Source organism: Shewanella sp. SG41-3 (assembly GCF_014164545.1).
Taxonomy (GTDB): domain Bacteria; phylum Pseudomonadota; class Gammaproteobacteria; order Enterobacterales; family Shewanellaceae; genus Shewanella; species Shewanella vesiculosa.
In genome coordinates this window covers 218,585-233,599 of sequence record NZ_JACJFJ010000001.1, presented here as the reverse complement: position 1 = coordinate 233,599, position 15,015 = coordinate 218,585, and the positions used below count along the sequence as shown (strand labels likewise).

Genomic DNA, 15,015 nt, shown 5'->3' with positions numbered 1-15,015 from the left:
AAACAGTCTATTAACTCAAGCGAGTTATAAACTTATGTACAAACTAAATAACGTTTAAAACAATTTAGTTTATTTACATCGACAAAAAGTGAATATTTACTCATTTATAATAATTTTTTACCCAAAGACTGTGTTTGAAATAAAATTCATTATTTTTGTTTCAAAAACAATTAACCGCCATTGTTACAAAAAGGTAATCAGTAATTTAATTTTTTTCTAAAATTCTTTTTATTCAGAACGTTATAGCGCCAAAAACACAGTTTACGTTAACGTAAACTTGACAGCTTATTACCTTTTTCTAGTAATTATATTTCAGTTTGTTGCATTTTTTTGGTTTGACCTTTATGCATTCTCGGTTTAATTTGGATGGTTCGGGTGCATATCTATGGATATTCTTCAAATTTACCCCGAGTCGTATCTAGTAGAGGTTTAGGGGGTTTTTTGTATGAGCTTGTATCATCCCAGTTTTGAGCGTGACAATTGCGGATTTGGTTTGATTGCACAAATGGACGGAGACGCGAGTCACCGTATTGTGCGTACCGCGATTCATGGTCTCGATCGAATGAAGCATCGTGGTGGTATTGCAGCTGACGGACGCACAGGTGATGGCTGTGGTTTATTAATGCAAATGCCTACAGATTTTTTTGAAGCGATTGCGGCTGAAAATGATTGGCATTTAAGCCGCAAATTTGCGGTGGGTATGCTATTTCTTAGCCAAGATGAGCAACGCGCTGATGAAGCGAAGTTCATTTTAGAAAAAGAACTACAAAGAGAAACGTTAAGTGTCGCTGGCTGGCGTAAAGTTCCGATCAATCCAGATGTTCTGGGGGAGATTGGCCGGAAAAGCTTGCCACAAATCTATCAAGTATTGATTAACGCGCCAGTGGGATGGCGTGAGAAAGATCTTGAACGTCGCTTATATATGGCTCGTCGCCGTCTTGAGCAACAAATAACAGACGATAAAGATTTTTATGTTGCTAGTCTTTCTGGGCAAGTCATAGTCTATAAAGGATTAATGATGCCAGCAGACCTGCCATCATTTTATACAGACTTAGCAGATATTCGTTTAAAAAGTGCGATTTGCTTATTTCACCAGCGCTTCTCAACGAATACATCGCCAAAATGGCCATTAGCACAACCGTTTCGTTATCTCGCTCATAATGGTGAGATCAATACCATTACCGGCAACCGTCAATGGGCAAGAGCGCGTGCTTATAAATTCAACTCGCCTTTATTGCCCGATTTACAACAAGCGGCCCCTTTTGTTAACGAAACCGGTTCAGACTCGTCTTCTTTAGATAACATGCTCGAAATGCTGTTATCCGGTGGCATGGATTTATACCGTGCGATGCGTTTGCTTATTCCACCTGCATGGCAATCTAATCCTGAAATGGATGACGAGTTAAAAGCTTTTTATGATTTTAACTCAATGCATATGGAGCCGTGGGATGGCCCTGCAGGCATTGTAATGACCAATGGTCGCCATGCTGCCTGTGCAGTTGATCGTAACGGCCTACGCCCTTCTCGCTACGTTATAACCAAGGATCGTATCCTCACCTTAGCGTCTGAAGTGGGTATTTGGGATTATTCCGCCGATGAAGTGATTGAAAAAGGCCGTGTTGGGCCTGGCGAGTTATTAGTCTTAGACACCTTAAATGGTCGCTTGTATCACTCATTTGAAATTGATAATGACCTAAAGCGTCGTCATCCATACAAAGAGTGGATGGCTAAAAACAGTCAGACATTGATCCCTGCGGAGCAAATTGCGCCGACAAAACAAGGTTCAAGTGGCTTCGATGCCAAAACACTGCTGCAATATCAAAAACAGTTTGGTTTTACTCGTGAAGAATTAGAGCAAGTTATTTGGGTACTAGCCAGCAAAGGCGAAGAAGCCATTGGCTCAATGGGCGATGATACACCTATGGCTGTATTGTCGAAAAAGTCACGCTCCTTGTATGACTATTTCCGTCAAAAATTTGCTCAGGTGACCAACCCACCGATTGACCCCTTGCGTGAAAAACACGTAATGTCGCTCGCGACCTGTGTAGGACGTGAACAAAATCTTTTTAGCGAAACCACAGGTAATGCTTACCGAGTAATGTTTAATTCGCCAATTTTATTATTCAGCGATTTTAACCAATTACTTGGACTCGATAGCACTAACTATCGCGCCAATACAGTTGACTTGAACTACGATGCTCAAGAAACCTTAGAGCAGGCGATTCGTCGTATAACAGACGAAGCAGAACGCTTAGCGCGCAGTGGCACAACATTATTAGTCTTGTCTGATCGCGCGGTTGCAAAAAATGCTCAAGTGATCCCAGCCGCAATGGCTGTCGGAGCTGTGCAGCGACGTTTAGTCGATAAAAGTTTACGTTGCGACACTAACATTATTGTTGAAACCGCATCGGCTCGTGACCCACATCATTTTGCGGTATTAATCGGCTTTGGCGCGACAGCTATTTACCCTTACCTAGCATACGAATCTATTTCTGCGATGGCTAAATTGCATCAGATAGATGATGTGACCCCATTAATGCTTAACTTCCGTTATGGCATTGAAAAAGGTTTGCGTAAAATCATGTCAAAAATGGGCATTAGTACCGTCGGATCATACCGTTGTAGCCAACAGTTTGAAGCCGTCGGTTTAGCCAGTGATGTGATTGAATTGTGCTTTAAAGGCGTAATAAGCCGTATTGAAGGGGTTAGCTTTAACCATATCGCCGATGACCAAAAAATACTCCATACTGCGGCCTATCGCGCCCATGTACCGCTACCACAAGGTGGCTTGCTTAAGTATGTTGAAGGCGGCGAATATCACTGCTTTAACCCAGATGTAGTCAATACCTTGCAAGCGTCACTAAAAGACAAAAACTACGCTGAGTATAAAAAGTTTACTCGCTTGGTTGATGATCGCCCAGTGGCAACGCTGCGCGATTTAATTGGCATTAAAGGCCAGCTTGACCCAGTTGAGCAAGAGACTGTTGAAGGCGCTGAAACACTTTACTCACGCTTTGATAGTGCCGCCATGAGTATTGGCGCATTAAGCCCTGAAGCCCATGAAGCATTAGCGGTTGCGATGAATCGTCTTGGCGGTCGCTCAAACTCAGGTGAAGGCGGAGAAGACGCGCGTCGTTTCAATAGCGAACGTAACTCAGCCATTAAGCAAATTGCATCTGGTCGATTTGGAGTGACAGCTCACTATCTGGTTAACGCTGATGTGCTGCAAATTAAAGTGGCACAAGGGGCAAAACCCGGTGAAGGTGGTCAGTTACCTGGTCATAAAGTGAGTGTGGAAATTGCCGGATTACGTCATGCACGTCCCGGTGTGACCCTCATTTCACCGCCACCACATCATGATATATATTCTATTGAAGATTTGGCTCAGCTGATTTTTGATTTAAAACAAATCAATCCAAAAGCCTTGGTGTCGGTCAAGCTGGTTTCAGAACCAGGCGTGGGCACTATTGCAACGGGTGTCGCCAAAGCCTATGCCGATATGATCACCATATCGGGTTACGATGGCGGTACTGGTGCAAGCCCAATCACCTCAGTGAAATATGCTGGTTCTCCTTGGGAACTCGGTTTAGCGGAAGTGCATCAGTCACTGGTAGAAAATGGCTTACGTCATAAAATTCGCTTACAAGTGGATGGCGGTTTAAAAACCGGTACTGATGTGATTAAAGCTGCATTACTCGGGGCTGAAAGCTTTGGATTTGGCACTGTGCCTATGATTGCGCTTGGGTGTAAATACTTACGTATTTGTCATCTTAATAACTGTGCCACAGGTGTTGCGACTCAAGATAAAAACTTACGTGATAATCACTATCACGGCTTACCAGAACGTGTCATGACCTACTTTGAGTTTGTTGCTCAAGAAGTGCGTGAATGGATGGCAGCATTAGGTGTCACCAAGTTCGAAGATTTAGTTGGACGCAGCGACTGGTTATATGCGATTGAAGGTCAAACAGACAAGCAACGTGGCTTAGATTTAGCGCCGATTTTATACAAGCCTAAAGTGCAGCCAAATACATCACTGACATGGAAAGAAATCAATCCGCCATCCGATGTGGGTCAGTTAAACCAAACCTTGTTAGCTGATTGTCGTACGGCAGTTGATCTCGGTGAACCGTTTACTTATCAATATCAAATTAATAATACCGATCGCTCTGTTGGCGCAACACTGTCAGGCTATATTGCCACTAAAGTCGGGGTCGCGGGCGCAAAACAACCGTTAACCCTTGGTTTTAGCGGTAGCGCAGGACAAAGTTTTGGGGTTTGGAATAGTCCAGGCCTTGAACTTAGGCTTTGCGGCGACGCCAATGATTATGTTGGTAAAGGGATGTCAGGCGGTAAAATCGTTATTCATCCTCCTATTGGTAGCCCGTTCCAGAGTGAACGCAGTGCCATTATGGGCAACACCTGTTTGTATGGCGCAACGGGCGGTAAATTATTTGCCGCAGGCCAAGCGGGTGAGCGTTTTGCTGTGCGTAACTCTGGCGCCATCGCTGTCGTTGAAGGCAGTGGCGATAATTGTTGCGAATACATGACCAGTGGTATCGTGGTTATCCTAGGTAAAACTGGAGTTAACTTCGGTGCAGGTATGACAGGCGGATTTGCTTATGTGTTTGACCAGTTTGGGCGTTTTAATCGTCGGGTAAACACCGAAATGGTCGACACCCATAAAGTAGAATCAAAAATCCACCAGCAGCACTTAAAAGGTCTTATTGAAACTCATTATGAAGAAACAGGCAGTGAGCATGCCAAAATGATATTGAGTGATTTTGAAAACTGGTTGGATTGTTTCGTATTAGTTAAACCAACGAATATTGCCGTTGCTGACCTGCTAAAAATTGAGCAGAAGAGTCCGGAATTAGTGGTAAAAGCAGGGTAATTATTATGAGCAATGACTTTCAATTTATCGAAGTGGGTCGAGTAGACCCGGTAAAACATGAAGCCAAGAAACGTGCCACACAATTTATTGAAATTTATCAGCCGTTTACACAACCAGAAGTCAAGCAGCAAGCTGATCGTTGTCTGGACTGTGGTAACCCGTATTGCGAATGGAAATGCCCACTGCATAACTACATTCCAAACTGGTTAAAACTGGCAGAAGAAGGCCGGATTATGGAGGCGGCAGACTTGGTGCATGAAACCAATACGCTGCCAGAAATTTGTGGCCGAGTGTGCCCACAAGACCGCTTATGTGAAGGTGCCTGTACCTTAAACGATGACTTTGGTGCTGTGACTATTGGTAGTGTTGAAAAATACATTACCGATACTGCCATATCACAAGGTTGGCGCCCAAACATGACTCAAGTGACTCCTCGTAAAGAGCGTGTTGCCATCATTGGAGCGGGTCCTGCAGGTCTTGGTTGTGCTGATATTCTGGCACGCAATGGTGTGCAAACAGTAGTGTATGACAAGTATCCACAAATTGGTGGTTTGCTCACTTACGGCATACCGTCATTTAAGCTTGATAAAGAGGTCATGGCGACACGTCGCTCAGTGCTTGAAGGTATGGGCATCAAATTCAAAATGGGTGTCACTGTCGGAAAAGATGTGAGCTTCCAAAGCCTGTTAGATGAATACGATTCTGTATTCTTGGGTATGGGTACTTACACCGCCATGAAAGCAAAACTGCCTAATGAAGATGCCCAAGGCGTGATCCAAGCCCTGCCGTATCTTATTGGTAATACTCATCACATTATGGGTACTCAAGACGAAGCGACACCGTATCTAAGCCTTGAAGGTAAAGATGTCGTGGTGCTAGGCGGCGGTGATACTGCAATGGACTGTTTACGAACAGCCGTTCGTCAAGGAGCTAAAAGCGTGACATGTGCTTATCGCCGTGACGAAGTCAACATGCCGGGTTCACGTCGTGAAGTACAAAATGCTCGCGAGGAAGGCGTTAATTTCTTATTTAATCGTCAACCTGTGGCCATTAAAGCTGAAAACGGTCAAGTGGTCGGGATTGAGTGCGTTGAAACCCGAATGGGCGAAGCTGATGCCAGCGGACGTCAACGCGCTGAAATCATTCCAGGTAGTGAGCAAGTGTTAGCAACTGATGCGCTGATTATTGCCTTTGGTTTCCAAGCTAGCCCTGCCGCATGGTTTAGTGATTTTGGTATCGAAACCAATGAATGGGGCCTAGTGAAAGCCAATAAAACAGATGACAACCCGTTTCAAACCACCAATCCAAAAGTGTTTGCTGGCGGAGATATGGTGCGAGGCTCTGACTTAGTCGTGACAGCGATTGCAGAAGGTCGAGACGCGGCATTAGGGATTTTAAACTATTTAGATTAATAGCTTGCTAGCCTAACAGGATAGACATTCTAGGTTAGCTTGATAATAACAAGCTGTTATAACGTGTTTGCTTGTGAATTTTTGCGCATCTTATGATGCGCTTTTTTTTTAGTTTATTTTTACTATGACTCACTGTTAATTATGAGTGTCGAGTCGAATTAACTAAAAAATAGCTGAAGATATTGTCTTTTAATAACGAATTATCATCTGAAAATTTGATCCCCACGTGTAATAGCCCTTCAACATTTTTAACTTTTACCGCACTGCCAGATAAAATGCCAGAAAGTTCAGTATTGATCGAAATAGACACGTGTATTTGCTCGCCTTCGGCAAAACTTGCCGCGTTGGCGTCTAAGGTTAGCAAACACCCCGAAAATGAAAAATCAACCATTTTGGCGCTCACTTTAGCGTCATTGTGAATAACAAATACATCTTGTTCAATATTAACTCTGAGCTGATCGCGTAACTTTTTCTTAATGATGATTTTCGGAACACTGAGACATAACATCTTAATTGGTTGATTAACGATAGATAAAATAGATGACTTAAACGCAATGATGTCTTTAAAGCCGCTATTGGTCATGGCTCTTACAACAATTTCAGCATTCACTAGCATATGCTGATAAGCCTCAGAAAGACCTTTGTTTGGATACTCAATTAAGATAAAACGCCCAAGTTGATAACCAATCATACTCGAACGTGATTGGACGGTTTTGCCATTGGCAAAATGAATTTCAATAAATAAATCCATGCCTATGTCGATCAAACTAAGATCACCATAAATTGGAGCGCTTGCTGGGGTAGTCATTGTCTACCTGCTCTTATATAACTCGTCATTATCGGCCTGTGTGTTATCAAAACATCTCGTCAGAATAGCTATAATAAACAGAATAATCTTATTTTGCTCATTATAGCTAACCCGAGCCAGATTCAAATCGGATAAATGGTCAGATAACGCAGACGGCAAGATAAAGGACGATTGCCAAACCGTTTATTATCTTAAATGAATGTGACTTATACCAAACAGTAATAATGAATACTGCACGCCAACTAATCATAACTCAATGTTTTAGTGACTATAATAATAAAAAAATTATTGCAGAATCATTTCTTCACCCTGAAATCAGATCATACTTGCGCAAATAAACTGGATTAATACTCACCAGCCTCACCAACAAGCTTTCACAGTGATTGATAAGCTACTAACAAATAAGTAGAATACAAATCATTATCATTTACTTGGTTTATTTTAGAGAATAATTCTTTTATTCCTATTGGGGCAATACCTTGAATACTTTCTTAAACAGCTTGACGTTAAGACGGCAATGGCTCAACTCATCCTTCTTCAATCGATGCCTATTGCTTGCTATTAGTGCGATTTTTTCAACGACGCTATGGGCGCAGAGCCCGGCAATGACATCTGACGATATTGTCAAACAAACACGACAAATTCTCCAGTTAGCTGAATATATTGGGGTGGATTACTCAGAAGCGGTTACAGCAGGTAATATTACTAATCCTGATGAATTTGCTGAAATGCAGCAATTTGCCAGCATTATTATTGAAAAAACCAACCTGCTCGCGAATGATATGCAAAATTCAGTAATGACAGATGCATTGCAATTACAACAAGCCATTGAAGACAAAGCGCCACTGGCTGTTATTCAAGGATTTAGCCAACAAATCCGCCAACAGTTATTAAGCCAGTCCCCGGCCTTAATACTGCCATCACAGCTATTAACCAAAGATCATGTTCAGCAATTGTTTATCGAAAATTGCTCAAGCTGTCACGGTGATTTAGGCCAAGGCAATGGGCCATTAGCCAAATCATTAGCACCTGAACCAACCAATTTCACCGATCAAGAACGGGCGTTAAATCGTTCGTTACTGGGACTGTATGACGCCATTTCTGATGGCTTAGATGGCAGCGCGATGCGGGCTTTTAGTGAGTTAAATGATCAACAACGTTGGTCACTGGCTTTCTATGTTGGCAGCTTAGCATTTGAGCCAACGACCACGGCAACTGAACATAGCAAACATGATACTAATGTTGAATTACAACAATGGGTCAATAACAATCCAATACAATTACTTCAGCAAGATATCGGCATTGATCGTAGCCAACTTGAGTTATTACGCTCACAACCTGAATTACTGTTTCAACACGCCGAGTCGCCGATTTCAACTGCACGCACAAACTTGCAAGCTGCAGTAGAGGCTTATCACGCCAATGAGTTAGCGCAAGCACAAACCTTGGCGGTAAGTGCATACTTAGATGGATTTGAGTTAATTGAAAATACCTTAGATGCTCATGACAGTAGTTTACGAAAATCGATCGAGAGCCAACTGCTTAACTTTAGAAACTTACTGAAAGTACCAGGCCAAACCACACAGATTAATCAAGAGTTTGCCAGTATAATGACTCAGCTTAATCAAGCTGACACTGTATTAACAGGCCAATCGTTATCAAATAATGCCATGTTTTCGGCGGCATTAATTATTCTATTGCGCGAAGGTTTAGAAGCACTGTTGGTGATCATTGCCTTAATGACAGTGTTAATTAAAACCGAGCGCCATGATGCGATTAAATTTGTTCATTTTGGTTGGATATCGGCACTCGCTGCGGGAGTATTAACCTGGTGGGCGGCAGATAATCTGATTAGCATTAGCGGCGCATCGAGGGAGTTAATGGAAGGCGGCGCTGCATTAATGGCTGCTCTGGTGTTGTTCTATGTCGGTTATTGGATGCACAGTAAAACCCAGGGTTCCAAATGGCAAAGTTACATTAAAAATAATGTTGATCGTCATTTAAACACTGGTACCTTATGGGGTCTCACAGGGCTTGCGTTTATTTCGGTTTATCGTGAAGTCTTTGAAACCATTTTGTTCTATCAGTCATTACTGACTCAAGCCATAGGCTCTGATAGCAGTAATGAGCAGGTCAGTTACCTGGTTTACGGCTTGCTAGCCGGTATGGCTATTTTAGCTGTGATTGCTTGGTTAATGATGCGCTACTCAGTTAAATTGCCATTAGCCCGCTTCTTTGCGGTGAGTTCATACTTCATGCTGGTGCTAGCGTTTATCTTGGCAGGCAAAGGTATTTCAGCATTACAAGAAGCTGCGGTAATTAGCCTTACGCCCTTCCCTTTAGATGTGTCGATTAGCTGGTTGGGTATAGCGTCGACATGGCAAGGCTTAAGTACGCAAATGGTAATTGTGGTGTTATTTAGCTTTTTGGTTATTCGTAATCGTTACGCCAAATAATACCCAAAATTGACAGCATGACCTTGAGTGCTTAACCCTCAAGTTTGGTGTTTTGTATTCGAGTTTAACATTGAGCAGCCAATAAAAAGGCCGGCTAAATATATTTAGCCGGCCTTTTTGTGCCTAAAATCGGTTAGTCATTTATTGCACAGTAAACTTAGTATCTTCATCTCTTAACATGTACAGCGCAAAACACGCGGCCCACATTGGCCATGCAGCAAAAAACAATAAGTTATTAAACGCATCAAAATATTGATTAAATGCCGACAAGGTTGAAGCGCCGTGCATGAGGAAGATAATCCCGTAAGTAATACGCTTTTTAAACCCCAATACAAACGTAAATACTAAGATTAATTGCAGTGCGCCCATAATATAGGCGGCAACTTCATTCATGCCGCTAATGCCATAAAACTTTTCAAATATCTTCATGCTATGGCCAGGATTAACAAACTTATCCAATGTCCACACTAGCATCACCAAAAATACGCCTAAACGTAAAGCCAGTAATGACCATTGCAATTTGCGTTGAACATCGCCGCTAAGTGTTGTTTGCATCATCATTCCTTAAAAAATAATAATAAAGTGGTATCTATCTAAAACTAATGAGCTTTTAATAGGCTAAACTGACTTTTTAATCAAAAATCGCATTTGCCACTAATTGACCGAATAACGCGCAACTATGTTGCACTGACATCTATGCCATTTAGACCTAAGCCTATAAAAATAGGCATAACATGGTTGAAACAAAAAAGTTAATTAGAAGGTCTCTTTAACCATGTTCATCACAGCAGAAAATATTATGCCTACTCATCGCCATCAAAATCGTTCACTTATCGCGCTAGCGGTTAGCCTAGCCTTGTATTCATCTTTGACAACTGCAGCTGAAGACACTTCCACTATCGAAGTGATTCAAGTATCAGGTAAAGCGATTAACGATACAGGCATGTCACCTAAAAACACTAAGATCAACGGCCCCTTTGGGGATGGCATAGCATTAAAAGATATCGCCCGCTCGGTCACGCCTATCACCAGTGAAATGATTGAACACCTTAATATCACTGATTTATCAGACATTCAAAAAGTCAGCCCTAACAGTTATTCAGCCAGCGGCTTCGGTGCATCGAGTTTGCCAACCATTCGCGGTCAATTAGGTGAACTGTACCAAGATGGTGTTCGTCGCCAGGCCGGTAATAACGGCTTTGGGATTCCCATGTCATTTAATGCAGTAGAGCAAATTGATGTAGTCAAAGGTGCACCACCAGTGCTACTCGGTACCAGTCAACGTAACGGTGGTTTTGTTAATTTACATTCGAAAACTGCGCCAACTGACAGTAAATTTGGCAAGATCACGGCATCGGGCGGCAGTTGGGACCATTATCGCGCTCAATTAGATGTCGCCACAGACATAGTCGCCAACAAAAGTGGCATACGTTTAAGCGCTGAACACATAGATAACGGCAGCTATTACGATTACTCAGGCTTCAAAAGTGACAGTATTTTTGTGGCATTTCGATTACTGCCCGACGATGTCAGTACTTGGGATATTAACGTCGAATACTATGATGTTGAATTTACCGATAACGCGGGGATTAATCGCCCTACTCAAGCATTAATCGACAACGGTTTATATATTACTGGTCAAGGTGTTCAACCTAATGGCAGTACTATTGCTGGAGCCAATGCCATCGTATCGCCAACCGGCTTAGTTGAGATATATCGCAGCCAAGTATTAACCGATCCCGATAACACTAACGACGCACAAACCTTTTTGCTGCACAGCACATATGTGCGCCAACTTAGTGATAATGCAACCCTTAAAAACATTACTTATTATCAGCATTTAGAACGTGAAGAAATTGCTCAAAACAGTTTTGTTGAAATCATTGATGGTGCTGACACAGCCCAAAACCGCCTTGAATTAGCCTATCAATGGAATGACAGTCAAAGTACCATTACTGCGGTGGATATTCGCTACAACAAAGTGTTAGGTTACAGCCAATTTACCACCGAAGCTGACTTACCTATCGACTTGACGGGTCCAATTGAAAACCGCCGTATTCCACTGACTGCTGAGCAGCAAGCAAAGCTAGTTGAGCTGCGCCCAGGTGTGTTTGTGTCACCCGGGGCCCAATACGATACCAACGGCGATGGCAGTGGCAACTTTTCATTGTCTGACACCACAGACTCCAGCAGTTGGCAAACCGGCTTGGCGATCCAACACAACAGTCAATGGACCGATAAGTTTTCGACCAGCATAGGTTATCGAGCTGATTTTTATGATGTCCAGGCACGCGATCCTATTGCGCCACAAGGTCAAATTGCGGCCAGCGATTCTATTCATGAAATGCTAGAGTCTGGACAAATTAGTCTCAGCTATAAACTCACCGATGCTATCACTACCTATGCCAGCGCTAGCTATAATGAATCAACCTCAAACAGCATGGGTGGTGGTAATACCTTAGGTGCAAACAACCAAATTAGTCGTCAAAACTTTGCCACTGAAAATACCCTTAATGAAGTCGGTATAAAATACTCACCAACAGACAGCGCTTGGTATGTCGATGCCGCTGTGTTTGATCAAAAACGCAGCCTGCGTAATCGAGATGGCAGCAATACCGGCATTCGCACCAAGGGATTTGAGGCACAAGCCTTTTTTGATGCCGATCCATATTGGTTTAGCGCAGGTTACAGCTATTTAGACGCTCGCTATGATGACTCAGCAAGTAGCCAAGACACAGTGCAAGTGGCCGACAGCTTTGACAACTCGCGCCCGGATATCATCCAAGGTACAGGAATTGGAGCGCCAAACTTTGCCTCATTTGCACCATCAAATCGTCGAGTTCAAGGCTTGCCTGAGCAGACATTGACAATTAATGGTGGTATTGCCATTACAGAAAAATGGCAAGCTGGTTTCTCCAGTCTATATACCAAGAGTTACCCATTAGATTTTTTAGCGACTGTGTACATCCGCGATCAATACACGCTTAATATCAACACTCGCTATGACTTTACACCGCAAACAAGCTTAAGGCTGGACGTGAATAATGTGACCAATCAAAACAACTGGCGCCCTGTATTTGAAGGCGGTTATTTTGGCTCAACCTTGGTTTTCCCTGAACTGCCTGTTAACGCCACGCTGACCTTGCAACACTCATTTTAAGGCGACTGTTTATGATTAAAAAAATTATCCTATTACTCATTGCTACATTATTAGTAGTACTGTTTTTCTACTTCGACTTGCATCATTTACTGACCTTAGAAGGCTTAAAAGCCTCGATGAATGATTTCCACCAATGGCGCGAGCAATCGCCGTTATTAGTTATTGGTGGATTCTTTATACTGTATGTAACTGTGACGGCATTGTCTCTTCCCGGCGCAGCCATTCTCACCATTGCCTCTGGAGCACTATTTGGTATTGTTGAAGGGTTGATTATTGCTTCGTTTGCTTCAAGTATTGGCGCATTACTGGCCTTTTTAGTCTCACGCTACTTATTGCGCGACTCAATCAAAAAGCGCTTCCCTGAACGTTTAGCGGCGATTGATAAAGGCATTGAAACAGAGGGGGGCTTTTATTTATTCACCTTACGCTTAGTGCCCATATTCCCATTTTTCATGATTAACTTATTGATGGGCGTCACTTCATTTAAATCGTGGACTTTTTACTGGGTAAGCCAGGTTGGGATGTTTTTGGGCACCTTTGTGTACGTTAATGCGGGTACTCAGCTGGCGCAGATTGACAGCTTAACGAACATTTTATCGTTTAATCTGATTATATCATTTGCACTATTAGGCTTATTCCCTCTTATTGCTAAAGCGATAGTCAATACCATTAAAAAACGCCGCGTATACAGTCAATGGACTAAACCCGCTAAGTTTGATCGCAACTTAATTGTAATTGGTGCAGGTGCCGGAGGCCTAGTTACTAGCTATATTGCTGCCGCAGTAAAAGCAAAAGTAACCTTAATTGAAGCCGGAGAAATGGGCGGCGACTGCTTAAACTATGGCTGTGTGCCCAGTAAAGCGATTATTAAAAGCGCTAAAATTGCTCAGCAAATAAGAAACGCCCATCATTACGGCCTAGAAGACACTTCACCTGAGTTTTCTTTTAAAAAAGTCATGGCGCGCGTGCATCAAGTGGTGGCCGATATTGCTCCCCACGACAGCATTGAGCGTTACACCAATTTAGGTGTCGACGTCGTCAAAGGCTACGGAAAATTAGTCGACCCATGGACAGTAGAAATTAGCCACCCTGACGGTAACACTAGCCGCTTAACCGCGCGCAGTATTGTCATCGCAACAGGTGCTAGCCCGTTTGTGCCACCGTTACCAGGCATAGAAGAAGTCGGCTATGTCACCAGTGATACCCTGTGGGATGAATTTGCCAAACTCGACACTGCGCCGCAAAAATTGGTGGTACTTGGCGGCGGCTCTATTGGTTCTGAACTGGCGCAAAGCTTTGCCCGTTTAGGATCGAAAGTCACTCAAGTTGAAATGGCTGAGCGCATCATGATCAAAGAAGATCGTGAAGTGTCAGAGTTTGCCACCCAAGCCTTACAAAAAAGTGGTGTGAATATTTTAACCTCTCATCAAGCACTGCGCTGTGAACTACGCGATGGTAAAAAGTACCTTATCGTTGAGCATCGACAGCAAGAATTAGCGTTAGAGTACGACCAGCTATTATGTGCCGTCGGTCGCAGTGCCCGCTTAAGCGGTTACGGTTTGGAAGAGCTAGGCATTGAGACAAAGCGCACTATCGTCACCAATGAATACTTAGAAACCTTATACCCAAATATCTATGCGGCAGGCGATATTGTTGGCCCGTATCAATTGACTCACGTGGCAGCGCATCAAGGCTGGTATGCGGCAGTCAATGGACTGTTTGGTCATTTGAAAAAATTCAAAGTCGATTATCGCGTGATCCCGTGGACCACCTTTATCGATCCAGAAGTGGCTCGAGTGGGTATAAATGAATACGAAGCCCAGCAGCAAGGCATTGATTACGAAGTAACTCGCTTTGATTTTGCTGAACTTGATCGTGCCATTACCGACAGTGCCACCCAAGGGTTTATTAAAGTGATTACCCCTAAAGGTAAAGATAAAATCTTAGGTGTGACCGTGGTATCAGAACACGCTGGCGATTTAATTGCAGAATTTGTGTTGGCAATGAAACACGGCTTGGGACTGAATAAGATTTTGGGCACAATTCACAGCTACCCAACCTGGGCCGAAGGCAACAAGTACGCCGCTGGTGAATGGAAGCGAAACCATGCTCCAGCAACTGTGCTGCGCTGGTTAGAAAAATACCACACTTGGCGTCGTGGCTAACCCTACTGAGTAATCACTTGGGTTTATGAAAATGGGCCTTAGGTTATAGGCCTTAACTAATCGTTCTGATGATGATTCTTAGAACATAACTCTCGATAATGGCTGTTATAAAGCGACTCT

At 43.1% G+C, this 15,015-nt stretch carries 7 protein-coding genes; 5 read left to right on the top strand and 2 right to left on the bottom strand.

Annotated elements, in window-relative coordinates:
• The first annotated feature begins 445 nt into the window (after nucleotides 1-445).
• The gene (gene gltB, locus H5164_RS01045; RefSeq protein WP_182754341.1) at nucleotides 446-4,894 is read left to right on the top strand and encodes a glutamate synthase large subunit; all 4,449 of its coding nucleotides are present in this window, start codon (nucleotides 446-448) and stop codon (nucleotides 4,892-4,894) included.
• Nucleotides 4,895-4,899: 5 nt separating this feature from the next.
• Nucleotides 4,900-6,306, top strand: a complete 1,407-nt coding sequence (locus H5164_RS01040; protein WP_182754338.1) for an FAD-dependent oxidoreductase — start codon at nucleotides 4,900-4,902, stop codon at nucleotides 6,304-6,306.
• 139 nt (nucleotides 6,307-6,445) lie between these two features.
• Here H5164_RS01040 and H5164_RS01035 read toward each other — a convergent pair whose 3' ends face one another.
• Nucleotides 6,446-7,114 (bottom strand): flagellar brake protein, encoded by a 669-nt coding sequence (locus tag H5164_RS01035; RefSeq protein WP_182722521.1) that lies wholly within the window; start codon nucleotides 7,112-7,114, stop codon nucleotides 6,446-6,448.
• Between the two features lie 605 nt (nucleotides 7,115-7,719).
• Here H5164_RS01035 and H5164_RS01030 point away from each other — a divergent pair.
• Nucleotides 7,720-9,570 (top strand): cytochrome c/FTR1 family iron permease, encoded by a 1,851-nt coding sequence (locus H5164_RS01030; RefSeq protein WP_182754335.1) that lies wholly within the window; start codon nucleotides 7,720-7,722, stop codon nucleotides 9,568-9,570.
• Between the two features lie 141 nt (nucleotides 9,571-9,711).
• Here the strand turns inward: H5164_RS01030 and H5164_RS01025 are convergent, their stop codons facing one another.
• Nucleotides 9,712-10,125, bottom strand: a complete 414-nt coding sequence (locus H5164_RS01025; RefSeq protein ID WP_182754332.1) for a hypothetical protein — start codon at nucleotides 10,123-10,125, stop codon at nucleotides 9,712-9,714.
• Between the two features lie 244 nt (nucleotides 10,126-10,369).
• Between H5164_RS01025 and H5164_RS01020 the strand changes: the two genes are divergently transcribed.
• Nucleotides 10,370-12,730 (top strand): TonB-dependent siderophore receptor, encoded by a 2,361-nt coding sequence (locus H5164_RS01020; protein WP_182754767.1) that lies wholly within the window; start codon nucleotides 10,370-10,372, stop codon nucleotides 12,728-12,730.
• Nucleotides 12,731-12,741: 11 nt separating this feature from the next.
• A complete protein-coding gene (locus H5164_RS01015) occupies nucleotides 12,742-14,895 on the top strand; it encodes an FAD-dependent oxidoreductase (RefSeq protein ID WP_182754328.1) in 2,154 nt (717 codons plus the stop codon).
• Nucleotides 14,896-15,015 lie beyond the last annotated feature (120 nt).